21 protein-coding genes are annotated in these 23,306 nt (G+C 66.8%); 9 read left to right on the plus strand and 12 right to left on the minus strand.

What is annotated here, in order from left to right:
* The first annotated feature begins 9 nt into the window (after positions 1-9).
* Together GRI62_RS02360 and GRI62_RS02365 are read left to right on the plus strand one after the other, a co-directional pair.
* Positions 10-2,151 carry an autotransporter assembly complex protein TamA gene (locus tag GRI62_RS02360; protein ID WP_131451827.1) on the plus strand — a complete coding sequence of 714 codons (2,142 nt, stop codon included), beginning with the start codon at positions 10-12 and terminating at the stop codon, positions 2,149-2,151.
* On the plus strand, positions 2,151-6,419 hold the full coding sequence (locus GRI62_RS02365; protein WP_131451828.1) for a translocation/assembly module TamB domain-containing protein: 4,269 nt from the start codon (positions 2,151-2,153) through the stop codon (positions 6,417-6,419). The genes GRI62_RS02360 and GRI62_RS02365 overlap by 1 nt, the downstream gene beginning before the upstream one ends.
* Positions 6,420-6,501: 82 nt before the next feature.
* Here GRI62_RS02365 and GRI62_RS02370 read toward each other — a convergent pair whose 3' ends face one another.
* The 3 genes from GRI62_RS02370 to GRI62_RS02380 all read right to left on the minus strand — a co-directional run bounded on the left by GRI62_RS02370 (position 6,502) and on the right by GRI62_RS02380 (position 8,932).
* On the minus strand, positions 6,502-7,041 hold the full coding sequence (locus GRI62_RS02370; protein WP_160731791.1) for a fasciclin domain-containing protein: 540 nt from the start codon (positions 7,039-7,041) through the stop codon (positions 6,502-6,504).
* A 35-nt stretch (positions 7,042-7,076) separates the two neighbouring features.
* Complete coding sequence (locus GRI62_RS02375; protein WP_160731792.1) at positions 7,077-8,225, minus strand: hypothetical protein; 1,149 nt, start codon at positions 8,223-8,225, stop codon at positions 7,077-7,079.
* Positions 8,226-8,311: 86 nt separating this feature from the next.
* A complete protein-coding gene (locus tag GRI62_RS02380) occupies positions 8,312-8,932 on the minus strand; it encodes a lysozyme (protein WP_131451831.1) in 621 nt (206 codons plus the stop codon).
* Between the two features lie 143 nt (positions 8,933-9,075).
* On the opposite strand from GRI62_RS02380, the gene GRI62_RS02385 reads away from it, so the two are divergent.
* The 3 genes from GRI62_RS02385 (at position 9,076) to GRI62_RS02395 (ending at position 10,653) form a co-directional block, all read left to right on the plus strand.
* Positions 9,076-9,282, plus strand: coding sequence for a helix-turn-helix transcriptional regulator (locus tag GRI62_RS02385; RefSeq protein ID WP_131451832.1), 207 nt, complete (start codon positions 9,076-9,078; stop codon positions 9,280-9,282).
* Positions 9,279-9,941, plus strand: a complete 663-nt coding sequence (locus tag GRI62_RS02390) for a hypothetical protein (RefSeq protein WP_131451833.1) — start codon at positions 9,279-9,281, stop codon at positions 9,939-9,941. Before GRI62_RS02385 ends, GRI62_RS02390 begins: the two co-directional genes overlap by 4 nt.
* Positions 9,942-10,020: 79 nt before the next feature.
* Positions 10,021-10,653 (plus strand): hypothetical protein, encoded by a 633-nt coding sequence (locus GRI62_RS02395; RefSeq protein ID WP_160731793.1) that lies wholly within the window; start codon positions 10,021-10,023, stop codon positions 10,651-10,653.
* Positions 10,654-10,710: 57 nt separating this feature from the next.
* On the opposite strand, the gene glnA is transcribed toward GRI62_RS02395, so the two are convergent.
* The 5 genes from glnA to GRI62_RS02420 all read right to left on the minus strand — a co-directional run bounded on the left by glnA (position 10,711) and on the right by GRI62_RS02420 (position 15,603).
* Positions 10,711-12,120: a type I glutamate--ammonia ligase gene (gene glnA / locus GRI62_RS02400; protein WP_131451835.1), complete on the minus strand. Its 1,410-nt coding sequence runs from the start codon at positions 12,118-12,120 to the stop codon at positions 10,711-10,713.
* 68 nt (positions 12,121-12,188) lie between these two features.
* Positions 12,189-12,527 (minus strand): P-II family nitrogen regulator, encoded by a 339-nt coding sequence (locus tag GRI62_RS02405; protein ID WP_131451836.1) that lies wholly within the window; start codon positions 12,525-12,527, stop codon positions 12,189-12,191.
* A 253-nt stretch (positions 12,528-12,780) separates the two neighbouring features.
* Positions 12,781-13,707, minus strand: a complete 927-nt coding sequence (gene argC, locus GRI62_RS02410) for an N-acetyl-gamma-glutamyl-phosphate reductase (protein WP_131451837.1) — start codon at positions 13,705-13,707, stop codon at positions 12,781-12,783.
* Positions 13,707-14,087 carry an SH3 domain-containing protein gene (locus GRI62_RS02415; RefSeq protein ID WP_234027342.1) on the minus strand — a complete coding sequence of 127 codons (381 nt, stop codon included), beginning with the start codon at positions 14,085-14,087 and terminating at the stop codon, positions 13,707-13,709. The genes argC and GRI62_RS02415 overlap by 1 nt, the downstream gene beginning before the upstream one ends.
* Positions 14,088-14,220: 133 nt before the next feature.
* Positions 14,221-15,603, minus strand: coding sequence for a leucyl aminopeptidase family protein (locus GRI62_RS02420; RefSeq protein WP_131451838.1), 1,383 nt, complete (start codon positions 15,601-15,603; stop codon positions 14,221-14,223).
* A 49-nt stretch (positions 15,604-15,652) separates the two neighbouring features.
* Here GRI62_RS02420 and GRI62_RS02425 point away from each other — a divergent pair, with 49 nt between their 5' ends.
* The 3 genes from GRI62_RS02425 to GRI62_RS02435 all read left to right on the plus strand — a co-directional run bounded on the left by GRI62_RS02425 (position 15,653) and on the right by GRI62_RS02435 (position 18,665).
* A complete protein-coding gene (locus GRI62_RS02425) occupies positions 15,653-16,489 on the plus strand; it encodes a PdaC/SigV domain-containing protein (RefSeq protein ID WP_160731794.1) in 837 nt (278 codons plus the stop codon).
* A 43-nt stretch (positions 16,490-16,532) separates the two neighbouring features.
* Entirely contained in the window at positions 16,533-17,357 is an 825-nt protein-coding gene (gene map, locus GRI62_RS02430) for a type I methionyl aminopeptidase (protein ID WP_131451840.1), read from the plus strand.
* 63 nt (positions 17,358-17,420) lie between these two features.
* On the plus strand, positions 17,421-18,665 hold the full coding sequence (locus tag GRI62_RS02435; RefSeq protein ID WP_131451841.1) for a cation:proton antiporter: 1,245 nt from the start codon (positions 17,421-17,423) through the stop codon (positions 18,663-18,665).
* A 24-nt stretch (positions 18,666-18,689) separates the two neighbouring features.
* On the opposite strand, the gene GRI62_RS02440 is transcribed toward GRI62_RS02435, so the two are convergent.
* Together GRI62_RS02440 and ccmA are read right to left on the minus strand one after the other, a co-directional pair.
* The gene (locus GRI62_RS02440; RefSeq protein WP_131451842.1) at positions 18,690-19,349 is read right to left on the minus strand and encodes a heme exporter protein CcmB; all 660 of its coding nucleotides are present in this window, start codon (positions 19,347-19,349) and stop codon (positions 18,690-18,692) included.
* Positions 19,346-19,921, minus strand: a complete 576-nt coding sequence (gene ccmA, locus GRI62_RS02445; RefSeq protein WP_131451843.1) for a heme ABC exporter ATP-binding protein CcmA — start codon at positions 19,919-19,921, stop codon at positions 19,346-19,348. The genes GRI62_RS02440 and ccmA overlap by 4 nt, the downstream gene beginning before the upstream one ends.
* A 57-nt stretch (positions 19,922-19,978) precedes the next feature.
* Between ccmA and GRI62_RS02450 the strand changes: the two genes are divergently transcribed.
* Entirely contained in the window at positions 19,979-20,269 is a 291-nt protein-coding gene (locus GRI62_RS02450; protein ID WP_131451844.1) for a 4a-hydroxytetrahydrobiopterin dehydratase, read from the plus strand.
* A gap of 64 nt (positions 20,270-20,333) precedes the next feature.
* Here the strand turns inward: GRI62_RS02450 and GRI62_RS02455 are convergent, their stop codons facing one another.
* Entirely contained in the window at positions 20,334-21,164 is an 831-nt protein-coding gene (locus tag GRI62_RS02455; RefSeq protein WP_131451845.1) for an SDR family oxidoreductase, read from the minus strand.
* Positions 21,165-21,300: 136 nt separating this feature from the next.
* Positions 21,301-23,253 carry a S9 family peptidase gene (locus GRI62_RS02460; RefSeq protein WP_131451846.1) on the minus strand — a complete coding sequence of 651 codons (1,953 nt, stop codon included), beginning with the start codon at positions 23,251-23,253 and terminating at the stop codon, positions 21,301-21,303.
* Positions 23,254-23,306: the final 53 nt, after the last annotated feature.

Genomic DNA, 23,306 nt, shown 5'->3' on the forward strand with positions numbered 1-23,306 from the left:
CTGCGCACGATGGCCGGCAATTCCACCGCGCTCGCGGCGGTGCTGGCCCTGGTGGCGCAGCCGCTGCTGAGCGAGGCGGTGCTGGCGCAGGACCGGCAGGACACCCCGAGCCTGGAAGACCTCATTCCCGATTCCGCGGTCGAGGATCCCGAAGGCTGGGCGGCGCAGGGCGTGTCGGCGGAGGCGCAGGCGGAGGAAGGCACGGCCCTGCCGCTCGATCCCGATGCCCCGCTCGACGATAGCCTCGTCTCGATCCCCTGGCCCGAGCAGGTCGACCTGCCCGAGATCACTCCGCTCGAACCCGATGCCGAGCCGATCGAGTTCGTCACCTTTGACGAGGACATCCCGCCGATCCCGGCTGGCAGCGAAGAGCGTATTTCGGACGAACTGGTGCTGGTCTTCCCCGACGAGCAATCGCTGTTCCCGCAGCGGGAGGAATTCCTCGAACGCTTCCGCTCACTCTCGACCATCCAGGAACTGGAGGACGACGACAACATCGCCCGGCTGGCGGTGCAGGCCCGCGGCGACCAGGCCCTGCTGGAAGAGATGCTGCGCGTCTATGGCTATTACGATGCGCAGGTCATCCGATCCGTCGGCAACGTCATCGGCACCGATGAGGCGAACCTTGACCGGCCCGCCGCGCGCTTCGACATCATCCCGGGTGAGCGGTATGCCATCGGTGCGATCGACCTCGGCAATCTTGCGGCGGCAGGCGACGATTACGATACCCTGCGTTCCGCCTTCGAGGTCAATGTGGGCGATCCGATCTCGCTCGATGCGATTAAGACCGAACAGGCCGATCTGGACGTGGCGCTGGGCGAGAACGGATTCCCCTTCGCCGCCATCGAGGAGCCGGCGCTGCTCATCGATCACGCGCGGGTGGAAGGCGACCTGACCATGGCCGTGGAGCCGGGCGGGCAATACAACTTCGGCGTCGTCACCTCCAGCATTCCCGAATTCCTGTCCGGCGAACATCTCAGCGACATCGCGCGCTGGGATCCGGGTGACATCTACCAGCGCAGCGACGAGATGGACCTGCGCCGCGCTATCCTGGCCACCGGCATCGTCGGTTCGGTGCAGTTGACGCCGGTGGTGGTGGAAGAGCCGGTCGGCGACCAGCCGGGCACGGTCAACATCGCCGCCGAACTGACCGAGGCACCCCTGCGCACGCTGGCGGGCAACATCGGCTTCGGCACGGAGGAAGGCATCCGCCTCGAAGGGATGTGGGAACACCGCAACCTGTTCCCGCCCGAAGGCCTGCTGCGGGTGCGCGGAATCCTCGGTACGCAGGAACAGCTGGCAGGCGTCACTTTCCGCAAGAACAATTTCGGCGGACGCGACCGCATCCTCACCCTCGACGCCTATGCCAGCACGATCGACTACGATCTCTACGATGCGCGCACGGTCTCGCTGGTCGGCAACTACGAGCGGCTGAGCACGCTGTTGTTCCAGAAGGAATTCAGCTGGTCCGTCGGGATAGAGCTTGTCGCGTCGCAGGAAAGCGAAGTCGACGCCGAGGGCAACCCGCTCCAGCGCGAAACCTATTTCGTCGCCGCCCTGCCGCTGTTCGCCCAGCTCGACCAGTCGGACGACCTGCTCGATCCCACCAGCGGCTATCGGCTGTCGGCCCGCCTGTCGCCCGAGGCGTCGGACAACGACGGGGTGCAGAGCTTCTACGTGCGCAGCCAGGTCGATGCCTCCTATTACCAGTCGATGGGCGAGAACACCGTGCTGGCGGGCAGGGTGCGACTGGCCAGCATCCCGGGCGCAGAGCTGGAAGGCATTGCGCCGTCACGCCGGCTCTATGCCGGCGGCGGCGGGTCCGTGCGCGGCTACGGCTATCGCTCGATCGGCCCGGTCAACCAGTTCGGCAACCCGACCGGCGGCCGCAGTTTGGTGGAACTGAGCGCAGAAGCGCGCATCCGCACGGGATTCCTGGACGGCGCCGTCAGCGTGGTGCCGTTCATCGACGCCGGATCGGTGAGCGAGGGTACGACGCCCGACTTCGGCTCGATCAAGCTGGGGGCGGGCGTGGGCGTGCGCTATGCCACGGGCTTTGGCCCACTGCGTCTCGATGTCGCCGTGCCGCTCAATCGCGGGCCCAACGATAGCTGGGTCGCGGTCTATGTCGCGCTGGGCCAGGCCTTCTGATGGCGGACGAGGGAACCGTGGACGGCACACCCGCCGAAGCCACCCCGGTTGACGAGACCGTGGTGGACGAGACCGCGGTGGCAGAGGATGCGCCCGCGCGCCGGCACCGCAGCGCGGGGCGCATCATTGCCAAGACCGTCGGCTGGATCGCGCTCGGCATCCTGGGCGTGTTCCTGCTCGCCATCGCGTTCCTGCACACGCCGCCCGGGCGCCAGTTCATCGTGGACGAGATCGCCAAGGTCGCCCCGGCATCGGGCCTGTCGGTGGAAGTCGGCAGCATCGAGGGATCGGTGCTGTGGAGCGCCACGCTGAACGACGTGAAGCTGCGCGATGCCAACGACACGCTGTTCCTGGAAATCCCCACGGTCGACCTCAACTGGCGGCCGATCAACTGGTTCTTCACCGGGCTGGACGTGCGCCATCTGGTCGCCACCAACGGCACGCTCTACGCCATTCCCGAACTTGAGCCGGGCGATCCCGACGCTCCCATCCTGCCCGATTTCGACATCCGCGTGGATCGCTTCGTCATCGACAACCTGACCGTGGCCGAAGGGCTGCTGCTAGGCGACCAGCGCACGATCAACTTCGCCGCCGAGGCGAACATTCGCGATGGCCTGGTGTATCTCGACGCCGAGGGCGATTTCGATGGCGGCGACGTGTTCACCGCGCTCGTCAACGCAGAACCCGATGGCAACCGCTTCGATCTCGACTTCGAGTGGCGCGCGCCAGCCGGCGGCTTCCTTGCCGAGATGGTCGGGGCCGAGGAAGACCTTGCCATATCGCTGGACGGCGATGGCAGCTGGACATCGTGGGCCGGCGATTTCGTAGCCGTGCAGGGGCAGTCCCGCATCGCCGATTTCGACGTGATGAACGAAGGCGGCATCTACCGCATCGTCGGCCGCGCGCGGCCCGGCGGTTTTGTCGAGGGCCTGCCGGCCCGCGCGCTTGGCGAGCTGGTGGAACTGAGCGCCATGGGCACGCTGGACGAAAGCCTGCTGGAAGGCGAATTCGTCCTGCGCGGCGAGGGCGTGAGCGCGGACGGCGCGGGCACGATCAATCTTGCCGACAACGCCTTCAGCAACGTGCGGCTGACCGCGCAGCTGCTGGACGAGACGCTGTTCTCCGAGGACGTGACGCTCACCGGCGCCGAGATCGACCTTACGCTGGACGGGCCGTTCCGCGATCTGGTGATCCCGCACACGCTGCGCGTCGCACGGATCGACGCGGGCGGCACCATCCTCACCGAAGTCCGCCAGCAGGGCACGCTGACCTACGATGGCACCCGGTTCATCGTGCCTGTCGATGCCACCGTCGGGCGGGTGGTCAGCGGCAACGAACTGTTCGATCCCCGGCTGGTGAACGGCACGATAGCCGGCACCATCGTCTACGCCGGCAGCGAAATCGTGTCGGACGACCTCGCGGTGCGCTTCCAGGGGCTGCAGGGGCGCCTCGGCCTCAACAGCAATCTCGAGACCGGGCTCACGCGGGTCAACGGTCCGATCAATATAGCCGACCTGGCCTTCGATGGCATTGGCACCGTGGATGCGGGCGCGCGTATCGACTTCAGCATCGGCGGCGGCGCGCCGTGGCAGCTCGATGCCGAAGTCATGGGGCGGCTGGACACGGTCACCAACGACACGCTGACCAACCTTGCCGGCACCAACATCCGGTTCGATGGCGGGCTGTCGCTGGGGGGGGCGAGCCCGCTGGCGTTCCGCGATTTCACCATCAACGCCAGCAAACTGACTGCGCGACTGGACGGGCGGGTAGAGGAAGGGCGCACCACGCTGGCCGGCAGCGGTCGCCACGTCGACTACGGACCGTTCACCGTCGAGGCGGAAATCGCCGACGACGGGCCGCGCGCCACGCTGGTCTTCGCCGATCCGTTGCCCTCGGCGGGCCTCACCAACGTGCGCGTCACGCTGGCGCCCACCGACGACGGGTTCCGCATCGAGACCAGCGGCGGTTCGCTGCTCGGTCCGTTCGACGGCCTCGTCTATCTGAACATCGCCGGCAATGGCGATACGACGCTCAACATCGAACGGCTGGACGTCGCCCAGAGCCGCGTGACCGGCCTGCTGCGCCTGGTAGAGGGCGGGATCGCCGGCGACCTGGCCCTGGCGGGCGGCGGGATCGACGGCACCATCGCGCTCGGCGTGCGCGGCGGCGGGCAGGCATTCGACGTGAACCTGGTGGCACGCGACGCGCGGTTTGGCGGGGAGACACCGCTTCTCATCGCCCGCGGCACGGTCGATGCCAGTGGCGTCATCGCCGAGGGCAACACCACCGTTACCGGCAACGCCAGCCTGCAGGGCCTGCAATACGGCCAGATCTTCATCGGCCGCCTTGCCGCGCGTGCAGAGGTGGTCAACGGCACCGGCCACTTCGATGCTGCGCTCACCGGGCGGCGCGGGAGCCGCTTCGAACTGATGATCAACGGCGATGCCTCGCCCGATCGCATCGCCGTGGCGCTCGATGGATCCTACGACGGGCGCGCGATCACCATGCCTCGCCGCGCGGTCGTCACCCGGCTGGATGACGGCGGGTGGGAGCTGCAACGTTCGCAGATCGGCTTTGGCGACGGATTCGTGCAGGCCAGCGGGCGGTTCGGGGGCAGCCAGCCGGCGCAGGGCAACGTCGCGCTCGTCAACCTGCCACTCAGCATTTCCGACGTGCTGCTGGGCGAACTGGGCGTCGGCGGCACGGTGTCGGGCACGATCGATTTCGCCGGTGGCGCGAACGGCCTGCCGACCGGCGAGGCGCGCCTGCGGGTGGAAGACTTTACCCGCTCGAGCGCACTGCTCTCCTCGCGCCCGCTCGACGTGTCGCTGGTGGCCGATCTATCGGAAACCATGCTGCAGGCGCGCGCGCTCCTTTCGGACGGGCAGGGCGCGGACGGGCGGTTGCAGGCGCGCATCAACAATTTGCCGCAATCGGGCGCGCTGGCCGAGCGGCTCTATCGCGGTAACCTGGTGGGGCAGTTGCGCTACAACGGCTCGTCCTCCGCGCTATGGCGGCTCGCGGCAATCGACCTGATCGACATAACCGGCCCCGTGGTGGTGGCGGCGGACGTGACCGGCACGCTGGGCGACCCGCAGCTGCGCGGATCGTTGCAGGGTGACGACCTGCGCGTGCGCAGTGCGCTGACCGGAACCGATGTTACCGGCGTGCGGGCGCGCGGCCGGTTCGACGGACCGCGCTTCAACCTGACCAGCTTTGCCGGGACCGCGGCCAACGGCGGGCGCGTATCGGGCAGCGGCTTTGTCGACCTGTCCGGCATCACTGGCGATCGTGGACCGCGCATGGACATCCGGCTTGCCGCAGCCAATGCCGAAATCCTCGACCTGCCCACGATGGGCGCGACGGTAACCGGGCCGATGCGCATCGTTTCCAACGGCGTGGGCGGTACCATCGCCGGCCGCCTGCGCGCGAACGAGGCGCGCTGGCGACTTGGCGGTGCGGCGGAAGCCATCGCGCAGTTGCCTTCCGTCCGCACGACGGAGATCAACGTGCCCGCCGATCGCGCGCCCGCAGCGGTCGCCAGCGCGCCGTGGCGCTACCTGATCGACGTCAACGCGCCGGGCGGCATCCAGGTCGACGGCCTGGGGCTGGAGAGCGAATGGCGCAGCGACAATCTGCAGATCCGTGGCAGCACCGACGATCCGCGCCTCGATGGCAACGTCGAAATCGTGCCGCGCCAGGGCAGCTATTCGTTCGCCGGCGTGCGGTTCGAGATTACGCGGGGCGAAATCTTCTTCGACCAGAACGTGCCGATCGATCCGCGTATCGACCTGCTGGCGGAGACCGAGGTCGACAATCTCAGCGTGGCGGTGAACGTGCGCGGCAATGCCAGCCAGCCGGATGTGACTTTCTCCTCCATCCCGGCCCTGCCCGAGGAAGAGCTGCTGGCGCGGTTGCTGTTCGGCGGTTCGATCACCAATCTTTCGGCGACCGACGCGCTGCAACTGGGCGCTGCGGTGGCGAGCCTGCAGGGCGGCGGCGGCGTTGGTCCGATCAACCAGCTGCGCGATGCGATCGGCCTCGATCGGTTGCGCATCGTGTCCGCCGATCCCGCGCTGAACCGCGGCACGGCCATTGCGCTGGGCAAGAATTTCGGCCGACGGTTCTATGTCGAGATCATCACCGACGGCGCGGGCTATTCGGCCACCAATGCCGAGTTCCGGGTGACGAGCTGGCTCAACCTGCTGGCCACGATCAGCACCATCGGCCGCCATAGCGTGGCCGCCGAATACCGCCGCGACTACTGAGGCGGCAATTTCGACGCGCCAATGAAAAGGGGGGAGCGGCCATGCAGGCTGCTCCCCCTTATTTGATCCGATGCTAAAACGATCAGGTTTGTGGGTCGAAATCCTTCAGCACCGTTTCGACCGGGTAGACGACGCCGTTGGCGCCGCGCATCCCGGCGGGCAACATGGCGCTCATCTCGCCGCCGGTCGTGGTGACCCGCACGCCTTCACCGTCGCTGGTGAAGGTAAGCATGGTCCCGCCCATCGTCTGCATTTCCACCGACCCGTCAGCCCGCTCGATCGCGGCCGCTATGTCGTCATTGGTGAGGTAACCCGGCACGATGTGTTCGCGCAGGATCGCCAGCAGTGCGGGCCGCGCCTCGCCCCCGTCGAAGTCCTCTCCCAGCGCGTCGAACGCGGTGTCGGTGGGAGCGAACACGGTATAGGGAGCGTTGCCATCGAACGCATCGGCAAGGCCCGCGTCGTTCATCAGGTCCTTCACGGTATCGAGGTCATCGCCGGAGGCGATCAGCGCGGACAAGGTGTCCGAACTGACGTCCTCGCTGCCGGCGGCCGCGGCCCCGTCTTCATCGACGGGATCGTAGCTGCAGGCGGCAAGCCCCAGCGAGAGGGCCGAGGCCACGGCGAGTAAGCGGCCGGTGCGCAAAATGCCGCCCCTCACAGGATCATCTCGATCGCGGACGAGACAAGCATGGTCGCAGGGTCGACCTGGTACACGTAACCGTTGTTGTAACGGTAATTCGCCTCGGGCGTATCGTAATACCGGTCCCGGTAGCTGTAGGGCACGTTGTAGACATCGTAACCTTGGGGCATCGGCTGTCCCACGACGAAGTCGTTACCGGTCAGCAGCGCCGCCACGGACTGGATCGCGGCCGTTTCCGGATCGAGTCGATAGACAACGTTGTCGGCATATCGGTAATCGTTGCCGAAGCCGTAATAGTCCGAATAGTAGCTGGGCATGGACTGGTAGCCGTAATTCGTGGGCCAGACATTGCCCACGGACAGCGCGCCGCCGAACAACGGGATATAGCCACCGATCCGGTTACCGTCGTAGCGCATCAGGTAGCCATCGTTGTAGAAATAGTTGCCGCGATCGTAATTGGACAGGCCCCACCAGTCTGGCGAGTAACGCGAATACCGGTCGCTGTAGCGATCCCAGTCGCCGCTCTGGCGAAGCTGTCCGGGCGGGCTGCAACCGTTGTTCTTGCGCGCGAGGCCAGGCGGGCACCCGTCGAGCGACGCATAGCCGCGGTCGTTGACGTAATTGAAGAAGCCGCCGTCGCGGTCGCGGTCCCAATCACGATAGTCGCGGGTGTAATCTTCGTAACGGTCGGTGCGGCTGTCTGCACGATAGGTATCGCCGCCACGGTCGATCCGGGTGTTGCCCTGGTTATTGGCACGCACGGTTCGGTTGGCATTGCCGTTGCCATTGCCTGCGTTACCGTTTCCGCGCGCCTCCGGGCGATTGGACGATCCGCGATCGGCATTGCCACGCGATGCCTGTGCATTGCCGCCGCCGTTGCCCTGGTTGCCGCGCGCTTCCTGCTCGCCGCCGTTACCTCGGTTGCCCCGAGCATCCTGCCCGCCGCCATTGCCCCGGTTGCCACGCGCATCCTGCCCGCCGCCCTGATTGCCGCGCTGGGCCTGCCCGTTACCGCCGCCACCGCCGCGATTACCTTGCTGGGCCTGCTGACCTTGGCCGTTGCCCTGACCCTGTCCGTTGCCGTTACCGTTTCCGTTGCCCTGAGCCAGCGCCGGCGTAGCAGCCATCGCGAGGGCGGATGCTGTCGCTATCCAGAATTTCATCATGAGAACTCCTTTGACTCCGTAAAACACCGCGATGGGGCAAGGGGTTCCGGGCAAAGGTTAACCTGTGGCAACCCGCGCCGAGGTCACCTGGAATCGCGATAGAGCGAGGCCTCAGCCACGCGCCGGCGAACCAGTCCGCGCATGACCTTTCCCCCGGCATGGCACCAGCGCGCGAATTCCTGGGCCGCACCGGCATGATCGCCGGCCTTGTGCCTGCGCGTCAGCGTGGCGCGGGCGATGGCGCCGGTGTTGTAGTGAAAGCTGACAAGCGCATCGAACTGGCCTTGGCTGGTGGGTGCATTGCCAAGGGCTGCGGCGACCTCGGCGGCGTAGCGGGCGAGGTCGGCCTCCAGCCGCGCATCGCACTGCGCCTGGGTCCACACCGTGCCGCGCGCGATGCGCCCGCTGTGCACATGATCGCGGCCCGTGGCGCCCCAGCCGATGGTCCACGGCGCGCCGCCGGTCCCGGGATCGGGATAGGCTTCCACCGTCCCGTCGCCGCGCTGCCTTGCACAGCCTTCGAACTGCTTGATGAGGGCAATGCCTGCGGGACCGATGGCGCGAGAACCCGGTTGCGCCTCCATACGTTCCGCCGGCGCAAATCCTTCGGCGTCGAGGGCGGCGTCGATGGCATCGACCTCGCTCTGCCGGAACGGCCGACCAAGCGCGCGGCGAATGATGTCGAAGATGGTCTTGCGAAGCATGTCTGGCCTCCTGCTGGGGTGGGGGACGGCGGGCTAGGCAGCTATGTCCTGCGTAGGAAAGCGTCTTGCCCACATGTAAAGAGCTCTTGACTGACAAGAGTGCTTTACAGTAAAGAGCTCTTTACAGGCAATCGGGTCAAGACGTGAAGAACCGGGTGAAGCACTACCGCGAACAATCGGGCTGGAGCCAGGGCGAACTCGCCCGTCGGCTCGGCGTGTCGCGGCAGACGATCAACGCGGTCGAAACCGACAAGTACGACCCCAGCCTGCCGCTGGCGCTGCGCATGGCGAAACTGTTCGCCGTCGCCGTGCCGGACCTTTTCATCGACGAGTGGGAGCCGCAAGCATGACCGATACCATCACGGCCCAGGCCGCAGACCGCAAACGTCGCCTGAAGAAGACCGTGTTCGCGGTGTCTTTGGGCGGTGTCGTGGGTTTCGTTGGCGCGATGGCGGGCATGGAGCTGGCGGAAACCGGCGCGCTGGGCGAATTCGACGCCTCGCGCGAGATCGCGCTGCTGGTGGGGCTGTTCTACGTACTGATCGCGCTGATCATCCTTGCAGGCATCGCCGTGCCCAGGGCGGGCGCGACTTTTCTCAACGTCGAGGATGCAGAGGAAATCCAGGAACAGCGGCCCATGCTGACGCTGAGCGGCATCGGCACGGCGGTAGCGGGCGCGGCGCTGATCGTGGTGGCTCTGGGCGGCGCGAATGGCGTGCTCGATCCGCTCATGGCGGTGGCCGCCTATGCCATCCTCGGCATTGTCGCCGTCGTCGTATCGCTCCGGTCGATGAAACTGCAGGACGAATTGATGGTGGCGATGGGGCGGCAAGCGGGGGCGACGGCCTTTTACCTCGTCGCGCTGGTCGGCGGCACCTGGGCCGTGCTGGCGCACCTCGGGTTCGTGACCGGACCCACGCCGCTCGACTGGCTGACGATGATCTGGGCACTGATGCTGCTCGCCGCGTTCATCGTGGTGGCGAAAAAGGGCATGATGGTGATGCGTTGACATGTCGTGATTTAATCCCATCCTGCCGGGCATGTCCTTGATTAGACCCGCAATCGCAGTCCTGCTCGTAATTGGCGCTGTGTCTGCGCGCGCGCAGGATGCGCGCATCGACTGGATGGATGTGGACGACCTTTCGGGCGAGCAGATTGCTACGCTGGTTCTGTCCGATGTCGATCATGCACCGATCGTGGATGTCTATCACCCAACGCGCGGCATGGCACCGCCCGGGTTGTATTACCTGCATCTGCGCGAAAAATCCGTCCGGACAGGCGATAGCGGGTGTACGCGCCGGGTCTGGTCGGTTTCCTTTTCAAACCATCCGGATTTTGCCGATGGCGGGCAGGGCTTCCGGCGGGACTCCCGCACGTCGTGGTACGAGGCGGCGCTTGCTCCTGCTACCCCGTGTCAGTTTGCATCCTTCGCCCGGCTGGCGGACGATATCGTACCTGCACAGGGTGTTCCCTATCTGCTCGACCTGCAGCGGTTCGTCGCTTCGGACCGCGCCTATACATGCCAGGATGCCACCTCGTCCCGCCTGTGCGCCAGCGTTCGACACGAACTGGGCAATACCACTCCGTGGATGATCCGGCGCCAAGGAACGAGCACTGTCTACTGGATGAGTGAGCTCGGCGGACCCGTCACTGAAACCACGATTCCGGATGACGAAGCAGAAGGTGTTCTGGTCAGGCGGTTCATGCCCAACCCGTTCTAGCGAAAGGGCCGCCCGGTTTCCCGAGCGGCCCTCTGAATTTCAGTCCGGAAGCGCCGTTTATGCGCTGTAGTAGAGGTCGAACTCCACCGCGCTCGGCGTGGTCTCGACGCGCATGACTTCTTCCCACTTCAGTTCGGCGTAGGCGTCGATCTGGTCCTTGGTGAAGACGTCGCCGGCCAGCAGGAATTCGTGGTCCTTTTCCAGCTCGACCAGTGCCTCACGCAGGCTGCCGCATACGGTCGGCACTTCCTTCAGCTCCTCTGGCGGCAGGTCATACAGGTTCTTGTCCATCGCCTCGCCGGGATGGATCTTGTTCTGGATGCCGTCGAGGCCCGCCATCAGCAGCGCGGCGTAGGCGAGGTAGGGGTTGGCCATCGCATCGGGGAAGCGGAATTCCACGCGCTTGGACTTCTCGCCCGAACCGTAGGGGATGCGGCAGCTGGCCGAACGGTTGCGCGCCGAATAGGCGAGCAACACCGGCGCCTCGAACCCCGGAACCAGCCGCTTGTAGCTGTTGGTGGTGGGGTTGGTGAAGGCGTTCAGCGCCTTGGCGTGCTTGATGACCCCGCCGATGAACAACAGGCAGTTTTCCGACAGGCCGGCATAGCCGTTGCCGGCAAAGGTCGGCTTGCCCTTTTCCCAGATCGAGAAGTGGGTGTGCATCCCGCTGCCGTTATCGTCCTTGATCGGCTTGGGCATGAAGGTTGCCGTCTTGCCATAGGCGTGGGCTACCTGGTGCACGACGTACTTGTAGATCTGCATCCGGTCGGCGGTCTGCACCAGCGTGCCGTATGTCAGGCCCAGTTCGTGCTGCGCGGCGGCCACCTCGTGGTGGTGCTTGTCGCACGGCAGGCCCATTTCCAGCATGGTGGAGACCATCTCGGCGCGAATATCCACGGCACTGTCGACCGGCGCGACGGGGAAGTAGCCGCCCTTGACCCGCGGACGGTGCGCCATGTTGCCGCTGTCGTATTCGGTGGCGGTATTGGTCGGCAGCTCGATGTCGTCGATCTGGTAGCCGGAGCCGGCATAGCTGTCCTCGAAACGGACATCGTCGAACATGAAGAACTCGGCTTCCGGGCCGACATAGACGGTGTCTCCGATGCCGGTGGTCTTGAGGTAGGCTTCGGCCCGCTTGGCCGTGGTGCGCGGATCGCGCGAATAGCCCTCGCCGCTGCTCGGTTCCACGATGTCGCAGTTGACGATCATCATCGGCGTGGCGCTGAAGGGATCGATCCAGACCTCTTCCAGGTCGGGCTTCAGGATCATGTCGCTTTCGTTGATGGCCTTCCACCCGGCGATGGAGGAGCCGTCGAACATCAGGCCCTCTTCCAGCTGGTCCTCGTCCAGCGCGCTGGCGACCATGGAAAGGTGCTGCCACTTGCCCTTGGGATCGGTGAAGCGCAGATCGACCCACTCGATCTCCTCGTCCTTGATCCGCTTGATGATGTCAGATGCACTGGCCATTGGGGTAGTCCTTCCAAAAGTATTCGTGAAATCGTGTATGGTGCGGCGCCCGTGAAGACGCCGCGTCGTCAGAGCGCGGCGTCGTCCTGCTCGCCGGTCCGGATGCGGATGGCGGTCTGGATGTCGGAAACGAAGATCTTGCCATCGCCGATGCGCCCGGTCTGCGCCGCGCTGGCGATCGCTTCCACGGTCGCCTGGGCGAGGGTGTCGGGGACGACGATCTCCAGCTTCACCTTGGGCAGGAAATCGACGACGTATTCGGCCCCGCGATAAAGCTCGGTATGGCCCTTCTGCCGGCCGAAGCCCTTTGCCTCAGTCACGGTTATCCCGGATACGCCGACCTCGTGCAGCGCGTCCTTCACCTCGTCCAGCTTGAACGGCTTGATGATGGCTTCGATCTTCTTCAACTCGGCATCCCTGTCTGGCGACCCGCGTGGCTGACGTTCGCGCGCCTGCGGCATTTCAAGAATCGTGCCAGCGCGCTCGGGAACGAGGTAGCTAATCGCAGGCCCGTGCGAAAGGGTGGATTGGCAACATTTGCCGCGGCATACAGGGCAGGCGCGGAACAATCGTGCGCGGCCCATGATCGAGCGCATCAGGGCGTGGGCAATAGGCGGGCAGGGGTGCCCAATACCTGGGCAGTCGCGTCTTGCCCGAGGCTCAGACCCTTAGACCCGCCAGTTCATCCGTGCCGGCCATCAGGTTGAGGCACTGCACCGCCGCGCCGCTCGCGCCCTTGCCGAGATTGTCGTACATGGCCACCAGCCGTGCGCGGGTACCATCCGCGCTGCCCAGAACCCACAGGTCGAGCCGGTCGGACGGGTCCGCGCCATTGCGCACCACCAGTTCCGACGGCGCGCCCTGGTGCACCGTGACCAGGCGTGAGTTGGCGTAGTAGCGGGCGAGTTCGGCCCGCAGGCGATCGGGCGCGGCGGCGGTCCGCATGGCCGCGATCGGCAGCGGCACCTCCACCAGCATCCCGCGAAAGGCGGGCACGACCGACGGGGCGAAGACCGGGGTGTGGTTGACGCCGGATTTCGCCTGCATTTCGGCCAGGTGCTTGTGATCCAGGCTGAGCGCGTAGGTGCGAAAGGCAAGATCGCCCTCGTCCTCGTAACGCGCGATCAGGCTCTTGCCGCCGCCGGAAAAACCCGAGACGGCGTTGACCGTATAGGGCCAGTCACGCGGCAGCAGCCGCGCCCGCACCAGCGGCGCGAGAAGGGCGATGAAGCCGGTTGGATAGCAGCCGGGGTTTGAGACGCGGGTAGCGCGTTCGATGACGCCAGGCCCGACGATCTCGGGAAAGCCATAGATCCAGCCCGGCGTCGTGCGGTGCGCGCTGGAGGCATCGATGATGCGCGTGCCGGCATCGGGCGCCACCATCGCCACCGCCTCGCGCGCGGCTTCGTCGGGCAGGCACAGGATGGCGAAATCGGCAAAATCGAGGGCGGCCTTGCGGCAGGCGGGATCCTTGCGCTCGGCGTCGGACAGGGCAATCAGTTCGAATTCGGCGCGACCTTGCAGCCTGTCCCGTATCTCGATCCCGGTGGTGCCTTCGGCCCCGTCGATGAACACGGTATGCGCCATCACGCCAGCGCTTCGAGCCGGTCCGCCCTGAGGTAACCGACCGGCCCTTCGAGCGACAGGCAGCCCCAGGCCCATTTGCCCGCCACGTCGAGCACTTCGAAACTGTCGCCTTCCATCAGCGTGCACAGTTCCTCCGCATCCTCGCGCGGGTCGGTGAGCAGGGCCGCGCCGCCGGGCATCACGGTGCGCGGCTGGGGCACCGCATAATGGGGCACGAAATGCTTTCCGACGAGACCGACGTGCGCCAGGTCGCCGCGCAGCGGAACCCGCCGCGGATCAATGCGCGCCTGCGGGCCGGACAGCGTATAGGGGCCGTGGACGTGCGTGTCCTCGCCGCCGGTGCCGATGCTGTCGCTGGTGGTATCGTCGGTCTGGCTCAAGCGCCGCTCACATTGTCTCTGCTGCCCCGTCGCAGCCGCGCTTAGACTGTGGAGCGCGGGGGGGCAAGCCATGCCACCCCGCCGCACCCCGCCGGCGCGGCCAGACAAAAGGGGGGCACTGGCCGAAGGCGTATCAGCCGTAGCGGCCGCGCAGCATGTGGAACGCCGCCCGCAGGCCCAGCGCGGCGCCGCCCTTGGGCCGTCCGGGCTTGGGGAAGGGGCGCCAGGCAAAGGTATCGAAGTGCGCCCAGTCGATTCCTTCGCCCACGAACTTGTCGAGGAAGGAGGCGGCAACGCTGGCACCGGCAAAGGCATTGGTATGCGCGTTCGAGGTGTCGGCGATGTCGGACTTGAGCCATTCGCCGTAGCCTTCGTGGATCGGCAGGCGCCACGGCGCATCGTCATGGTCGCGCCCGGCGGCGATCAACTGGTCGGCGGTCTGGTCGCGCCGGGTGAACAGCGCGGGCAGGTCGGGGCCCACGGCGACCCGCGCCGCGCCGGTCAGGGTGGCGAAATCGATGATCAGTTCGGGATCGCCCTCGCTGGCGAGTTGCAGCGCATCGCCCAGGATCAGGCGACCCTCGGCATCGGTATTGCCGATCTCCACCGTCAGGCCCTTGCGCGAATCGAGCACGTCGCCGGGGCGGAAGGCATTGGAGGAGATGGCGTTCTCCACCGCGGGCACCACGCAATGCAGCCGCACCTTGAGGCCGCTGGCCATGATGAGTTCGGCCAGGGCCAGCGCGTGCGCCGCGCCGCCCATGTCCTTTTTCATCAGCAACATGCCGCTGGAGCTCTTGATGTCGAGCCCGCCCGAATCGAAGGTGACGCCCTTGCCGACGATCGCAACGCGCGGGTGGGCAGTATCGCCCCATTCGAAGTGGAGCAGGCGCGGCGCGTGCTTGCGCGCGGCGGCGCGGCCTACGGCGTGTATCATCGGGAAGCCGGTTTCCAGCGCGTCGCCCTGGACCACCTCCAGCCGGGCACCGTGCGCCTTGGCGATGCGTGTCGCCTCGGCCTCCAGCGCGGCGGGGCCCATGTCCTCTGCCGGGGTGTTGACCAGATCGGCCACCAGCATGGCGGCGCGCGCCTCTGCGGTGACCAGTTCGATCTTCGCCACGTCCTGCGTCAGCAGCACGCGCGGACCTTCAGCATCCTCGTCCGTGCGATAGCGGATGAAGCGGTATTGCGCGGTCTGCCAGCCGAACAGTGCCGGGCCGGGCTGACCACCGGCGAGGCGATAGGTGCCGGCCGGCAGGTCCTCGGCAAGGCGGGCCATGCACCAGCTGGACAGGCTTTGCGGATCGGCCACGCCGCCAATCGCGAACCATCCCTGTTCATCGGGCACGATCGCGGTCTGGTATCCGCCGCCGGTAAATTTCTGCGCGTCCAGTGCGGCGCGCTGCGGGCCGCTCAGGTCCCGGGCGAAATCCGCGAAGCCTTCCTTGTTCACGAGATGGATGGCGATGGCGTCCTGCCCGCGGTCGGGCTGGATCAGGTCTGTGGCTCGGCTCATGGAATATCGCTTGCCGTTTTCCTCGCGCTTTGAAAAGGGTGCGACCGTGATGATGCGACGATTCAGCCGGATCGCGGTACCGGGCCTGCTGGCTGCGGCCGCCACGCTAAGCGGTTGCGACATGCTGGCTGGCGGCGATCCCGCGCCGGTCGCAACGCCCACGCCCAGCGTCTCCCCCACCCCCGCCGCGTCCCCTTCCGAAGGTCCCGTCGATGGCGCAAAGCAGGTGCGCGAGGAGACCGACACCTTCGTCTTCGAATATTCCTGGCCGACCGAGGCGGGGGAAATCCCGGCGCTGGCCCAATGGCTGCAGGCCCGGCTGGACCGTGGGCGCGAGGCGCTGGCCACGAACGCCCGCCGCGGGCGCGATGCGGCGCGCGACAACGGCTTTCCTTTCAACCAGTATTCCTCCGACACCAGGTGGACGCTGGTGGCCGACGTGCCCGGCTGGCTGAGCATGTCCGCCGAACTTTCCAGTTACGAGGGCGGAGCCCACGGCAATTACGGCTTCGATGCCATCGTGTGGGACAAGACGGAGAACGTCGCGCGCGAGCCGGTGAGCTTCTTTACCTCGGCCGAGGCGCTGGACAGCGTGCTGGGCAAACAGCTGTGCGAGGCGCTGAACGCCGAACGGGCCGAGCGCCGCGGCGCTCCCGTTGCCGAAGGGTCGGACGATCCATTCGACGCCTGCGTCACGCCCGACGAAACGAACGTCCTGCTCGGTTCCTTGCGCGGCGAGAAGTTCGATACCATCGGCATCCAGATCGCGCCTTATATCGCCGGGCCCTGGGCAGAAGGGTCCTACGACTTCAGTTTCGCGTTGGACGAGGACGTGCTTGCCATCGTGCGCCCCGAATATCGCAGCGCCTTTGCCGTGAGGGACTAGGCCCCACTCGCATTTTGTCGCGGATTGCCCTACATGGGCGCGCATGACGCAATACCAGCACGTAACCGCCGACACCTCCGTCTATCGCGATGGCACCATCAAGCTGCATGGACCCGAAGGGTTCGAGGGGATGCGCAGGGCCGGCCAGCTGGCCGCGCGCATTCTCGACGAGATGACCGCCCGCGTGCAGCCCGGCGTCAGCACCGACGAACTTGACCGGGTCGTGCGCGAGATGACGCTGGATGGCGGCGCCGTGCCGGCGACGCTCGGCTATCGCGGCTACACCCATTCGTGCTGCATCAGCATCAACCACGTCGTCTGCCACGGCATCCCCAGCGACAAGCGCCTGAAGGAAGGCGACATCGTCAACATCGACGTGACCCCCTTGCTGGATGGCTGGCACGGCGACACCAGCCGGATGTATTTCGCCGGCGAACCGTCGATCAAGGCGAAGAAGCTGGTGGAGGTGACCTACGAGTGCCTGATGATCGGCATCGCCGAGGCAAAGCCGGGGGCGCGGCTGGGCAACATCGGCGCGGCGATCCAGGCTCATGCCGAAAGCCAGCGGTACGGCGTGGTGCGCGATTTCTGCGGGCACGGCCTTGGCCGCCTGTTCCATGACGCGCCGGAGGTGGTCCATGCCGCCCGCGCGGGCACCGGGCCGGAACTGAAGCCGGGCATGTTCATGACGATCGAACCGATGATCAACCTTGGCCGCCCGGCCGTGAAACTGCTCAACGACGGATGGACCGCGGTGACCCGCGACAAGAGCCTGTCCGCGCAGTTCGAACATTCGATCGGCATTACCGATCAGGGCGCGGAGATCTTCACCACGTCGCCGCAGGGGCTGCACCAGCCGAGTGACTGATATTCGGGGCACTTCCCGCCGCGGCTCGCGTTAGGCAGGCTGACGCGAGGAAAACCTGCTCCCATGTACGAATTCGACAGCTACCACATCCTGCTGGCCGGTGCGGGCGCGATCATCATCGCGTCGTACTGGCTGCCGCGGTACTTTTCCGGCCGGGAACCGGCGGCGGCGCCGCTGCTGATCCTGACCGGCCTGGTGCTATTCCTGTTCGTTCCGGGAATGCCTGCCGCCATCGATCCCCTGACCAACCCGTTCGCCTGGGAAGCCACGGCGGAACTGGCGGTCATCATCGGTCTGTTCGGCGTGGGGCTCAGGATCGACAAGCTGTTCGGTCACGGCCTGTGGAAGCCCACCTTCCGATTGCTGGTATTCGGCATGCCGCTTACCATCATCGCGCTGGCCCTGTTCGGCTGGATGGCGGCGGGCATGACGCTGGCGGGTGGACTGCTGCTGGGCGCGATCCTGTCGCCCACCGATCCCGTGCTGGCCGGCGACGTGCAGGTCGGCCCACCGCTGGAAGGGGGCGAGCATCCGGTCCGCTATGCCCTGACCACAGAGGCCGGACTGAACGACGGGCTGGCTTTTCCCTTCGTCCACCTGGGCATCGCGATCGCCTCTGCCGGAGCGATCACCGGCGCGCTGCTGACCGAATGGGTATTGATAGACGTCGCCTACCGCATCGCGATGGGCGCGTTGGGCGGGGCGGCATCGGGCTGGTTGCTGGGGCGGATCCTGTTTTTCTGGCCGCGCTCCAACGCCCTCTCGCTAACGCAGGCGGGCGTCATCGCCTTTGCCGGGGTGATCTTCGCCTATGGCCTGACCGAGCTTGCCGAAGGATACGGCTTCATCGCCGCCTTCGTGGCCGGCCTGGTGCTGCGCCGGGTGGAATCCGAAGACCGGTTCCACGAACGGCTGCACAGCTTTTCGGAAGCACTCGAGCATACGCTCACCGCCATCATCCTGGTGGCGCTGGGAGCAGCGATCCCGGTGTTGTGGCCCTATCTTGACCTGAGCCATGCGCTGATCGGGCTGGCGCTGATCTTCCTTATCCGCCCGCTGCTTGGCTGGCTGTCCCTTGCCGGCGCGGGGCTGCCCTCTCGCGAGCGGTGGACCGTGGCCTTTTACGGCATCCGCGGCATCGGCTCGATCTATTACCTCGCCTATGCGGGCAATCATGTGGAGCTGGTGGACGAAGGTGCGCTGTGGGCAACGGTGGCCTTTACCATCGTCGTGTCCGCCATCGTCCACGGCCTCAGCGCCGGTGTCGCTGTCAGCCGCGCAACGGGCGAGGAAGAGGCGCCCGCCTGAGCGTGGCGAACATGATCTTGCCCCCTAGCCTTCGCGTGCTGCACGGATCGCCGCGCCACCGGCGAACGGGGCCAGCGCAACCAGCAGCAGGCTGATCGCGGCAGTCAGCGCCAGGCCGCCATCGCCGCCCGTCGACAGCGCGCCCGCGCCGAAGACCAGCAACGGGATTGCGAGCGGCACGAACAAAAGGCCGGAAAGCGCCGCGCCCGACTTCAGGCTGACGGTGACTGCGGCGATGATCACGCCGATCGCGGCAAGGCCCGGCGTTCCTGCCAGCAGACCCAGTTCCACGATGCGCAAGGTCGCCCCGTCGATGCCCAGCAGGGCGCTGGCAGGGACCGCGGCAAGCATCACGAAGGGTCCGAAGCTGAGCCAGTGGGCGACCAGACGCGCGGCGACGGCCAGCTCCTCGGAAATGCCCCGCAGCGTCCACTGATCGAAGAACCCGGCCTCCAGATCGGGCGCGAACAGGCGGTCGAGCGGCAGGATGGCGGCGAGCAGCGCGGCCACCCAGATCACCCCGCCGCCGGTGCGGGCGAGCAGCGCCGCATCCGGCCCGACGACGAAGGGGAAAAGCATGGCCACCGACAGGAAGAACACCAGCGGCAGCAGCGTGCCGCCACGCCCCGCGCCCGGCAGCAGCATGGCAAGGTCCCGGCGCAGCAGGGCGAGCAGCGCGCTCAAGCGGCGTGGTCCGGCAGGTGCAGCCGACGAGCGGCGGCGAGGCGGAACGGCTGGTGACTGGCGATGATGGCCACGCCGCCAGCGCCCGTGTGGTCGGCCACCATCGCCTCCACCAGCGCGACAGCATCGGTATCGAGGCCGTTGAGCGGTTCGTCCAGCAGCCAGATCGGTGCATTCTGCCCTGCCAGCCGCGCGATGGCGGCGCGCTTTTTCTGCCCGGTGGAAAGGTAGCGCACCGGCACGTCCGCAAGGGGCGCGAGACCCAGCCGGTCGAGGTGCTGGTCGTGACCATCGAGCCGCCCCCAGAACGCCAGGGCGCGGCCAAGCGGCAGATGGTCGTCCAGCGCCAGCCGCCCGTCCACCAGCGCCATCGCGCCTTCGCGGCTTACCTCGCCCGCAAACGGGCGCAGCAGACCGGCAAGCACGCGCAGCAGGCTGGTCTTGCCGCAGCCGTTGGGCCCGGCAACGTGCAGCGCTTCGCCCGCGGAAAGGTCGAACGACAGGCCGCGGAACAGCACGCGCTCGCCACGGCGGCAGGCGAGGGCACGGGCTGAAAGGCGGGCGGGTTCCATCGGCCTCCGCGTTAGGGCAAGGGTGGCGCGACGCGCAAGACGATGGAGCGACTGCACATGGTGGACAGACTGACGAGAGCCGAGGCCGAAGGCGAGATGGCGACGCTGGAGGGCTGGGAATTCAGCCGCGAGGGCGAGGCCATCCGCCGCTTCTTCAAGTTCGCCGACTTCGTGGAGGCCTGGGGCTTCATGAGCCGGGTCGCCATCCTGGCGGAAAAGCAGGATCATCACCCGGAATGGTCGAACGTCTACAACCGGGTGGAGATCGAGCTTACCACCCACGATGCCGACGGCCTGTCCGCACGCGACTTCGAACTGGCGAGTGCCATCGACGCGCTGGTGCGGTGATCAACTGCGGGCGGCGTCAACCGGGTCACCCTCGGCTGACGAAATGGGGCAAACCGCGTTTTGGCTACGCGTCGGCGGGGTGGCCCTCGCTGTGCTCGTGCGCGTCGGCCAGGGTGCGGGCGCGGCGGCGCAGCAGGCCGGGCATCCACTTGGCGACGCGGGCCAGCTTTCGCGCCGTCTTGCCCACCAGCCAATGGGTGCGCTTGTCCGAGTGCACCGCATCCCATGCCGCTTGCGCCACCACCTCGACCGGCGTGAACTCCAGCCCGGCAGCCACCACCGCATCGCGGATCGGTGTATTGCGGCTGCGGTTGGGGGCGGCCTGGAGCAGCGGGGTGTCGATGAAGCTGGGCATCAGCGATCGCGAGCGGACGCCGAAGGGCGCCCATTCGGCATCGAGGCTTTCCGTCAGAGACCGCACGCCCGCCTTGGTCGCGCCGTAGACGCTTTGGTTCGCCATGCCGTGGATGGCGGCGGCGCTGGCGGTGTTGAGCAGGCAGGACCCGGGGCCTGCGGCCCTGAGGTAGGGGAAGGCGGCCTTGGCACCGTAGAATACACCGCGCAGGTTCACGTCGATCAGCAGGTCGAGTTCCTCGTGCGTGACCTCGCTCAGCGGACCGCCCGACGGCAGCCCGGCGTTGTTGGCGACAACGTCGATCCGTCCCGCGTTCAGGGCGGCGAACGCGCCGAGCGCATCGGCCCAGCCAGCCCGGTCGGTGACGTCGAACCGGTAGGCGTGGCAGCGGCCGGCAGGTAGCAGGACTTTCGTCTCGTCGAGACCCGCCTGGTTGCGATCGGCGATGCCGACCAGCCAGCCCTCGGCGGCAAACTTCAGCGCGATGGCGCGGCCGATGCCGCTGCCGCCGCCGGTGATGAAGATCGCCTTCTGCTGCATTGTCTCTCTCCCTTCCAAGCCCAATACCCGCTCGTCCTGAGCTTGTCGAAGGACCGCCTTTCTTGTCCGCCGTGGTGAACCAGGAGGACAACCCTTCGACAAGCTTAAGGTGAGCGGGGGGGCGGGGTGAGGGTGCCTACAGCCCCTTCACGAACTCTCGCCCGGCGCGGATGTCCGCCGTCGAGGCTGCGAGCGTCTCGCCCACCGGCTCGGCCCGCCCGCCCAGCACCTCGGCGAGGAAATTCTCGGCAATCGCGTTGAAAGCGATGTTGTTTTCGGGACGCGCGAAGCCGTGGCCCTCGTCGGGGAAGAGGACGTAGGTCACGGGCACGCCGTCACGCTCCATCGCGTCCACGATCTGATCGCTTTCGGCCTGCTTGACCCTCGGATCGTTGGCCCCCTGTCCGATCAGCAGCGGACGCACGATGTCCTTTGCGCGGTGGAGCGGGCTCGCCTCCTTCAGTGCCTGCAATCCCTCGGGCGTGCCGGGATCGCCCATGCGATCATGGAACTGCTTCACCAGCGGCTCCCAGTAAGGCGGGATGGTTTCCAGCAGCGTTTCCAGGTTCGAAGGGCCGACGATGTCCACCCCGCAGGCGAACACTTCGGGCGTAAAGGCAAGGCCCACCAGCGTGGCATACCCGCCATAGCTGCCGCCCATGATCGCAATCCTGTCACGCTGGGCCACGCCGCGTTCCACCGCCCAGTCGACGGCGTCGATCAGGTCGTCGTGCATGGCCTTTGACCATTGCAGGTTCGCGGCGTTCACGAAGGCCTTGCCGAAGCCCATGGAGCCGCGGAAGTTGACGCTGAGCACGGCGTAACCACGGTTGGCAAGCCACTGGTGGCTGCGGTTGAAGCCGTAATTATCGCGCGCCCAGGGGCCGCCATGGACCAGCAGCACCATCGGCACGGCGGCATCCGGCACGCCGTCCTCGTCCGGGTCGCACCCGGGCGGCAGGGTAAGATAGCTCGCCAGTGTCAGGCCGTCGCGCGCAGGAATTTCCACGGGGTGCATCGGTTGCAGCGGCGCGCCCTCAAGCTCGGGCTTGGTGACGTAGAACCGGGTCAGGCTCATCGCGTCGCGATCGAACAGATAGGTGGCGATCGGGCCGGTCAGCGGATCGTTCCAGACCAGCCAGCGGCGATCGTCGTCGGTGCGTGACTGGATGCCGAAATCGCCTTCGAACCGCTCGCGCAGGAAGGCAAAGGCGCTGGCAATGTCGTCGTCCAGAAAGTGATGCTCGGTGCGCAGGTAGGCAGCGCTCCAGCCCTGCACCACGCCGGTGCGCGGATGCCGGATGGTGCCGCCCACGTCGGCCCTGTCATGCTCGGCCAGCAGGGTGCGGGCCCCTGTTGCCATGTCCTCGGCATAGAGCGCGGCGGTGTCGCGCCCGCGGCTGTCGATCCAGTAGAGGATGGTGCCATCGGTGGTGTAGCCGGCCATGCTGGTGATGAGCGAATCCTCCATGCCCGTCACCTCACGCGGCGTTTCCGCCACCACGCCGTCGATGATCTCGTGCATGTCGGTGCCGCCCGCGGCGTTCTGCCGCACGGCCCAGCGCAGGGTCAGGCTGTCGTCGGCCTCGAACCCAGCCCACGCGTTGTTCTCGAACACCAGCGAGAGTTCGCCGGTTTCGAGGTTCAGCAGGTGGACGTCGTGGAACCGCGGGTCGCGATCGTTGAGGCCGACCAGCAGCCTGTCGCGCTGCGTTTCGGAAACGCCGACGATCTGTACCCGGGTATTCTCGAACGGGGTAAGGCATTTCTCCACGCCGCCGTTCTCCGCGCCGTCCAGCCCCACTTGGTAGAGCAGGTAGTTCTCGTCCCCGTCGCGGTCACGGATGTACAGCAGGCTCTGGCTGTCGGGCGCCCAGAAATACTGCGGGATGGGCCGACCCTCGGCAGCCGTCATGCGGCGAACGTCAGTCTGGTCGTCAGCGGGCGCCATGAACACGTTCATCACCCCCTGCCACGGTGCCATCCAGCTGACCCACTTGCCATCGGGGCTGATCTTGCCGCCCGCGCGGCTGGGATTGCCGAACAGGTCGTCACGGGGAATGAGCGGGGTATTGGCGAAATCGGTCATGGGGTCTCCCTATCGGCCCGATCGGGCTGGTCCCGCTGGCGAGGTAGGAAGCG

This window comes from Aurantiacibacter arachoides, assembly GCF_009827335.1.
GTDB classification, from domain to species: domain Bacteria; phylum Pseudomonadota; class Alphaproteobacteria; order Sphingomonadales; family Sphingomonadaceae; genus Alteraurantiacibacter; species Alteraurantiacibacter arachoides.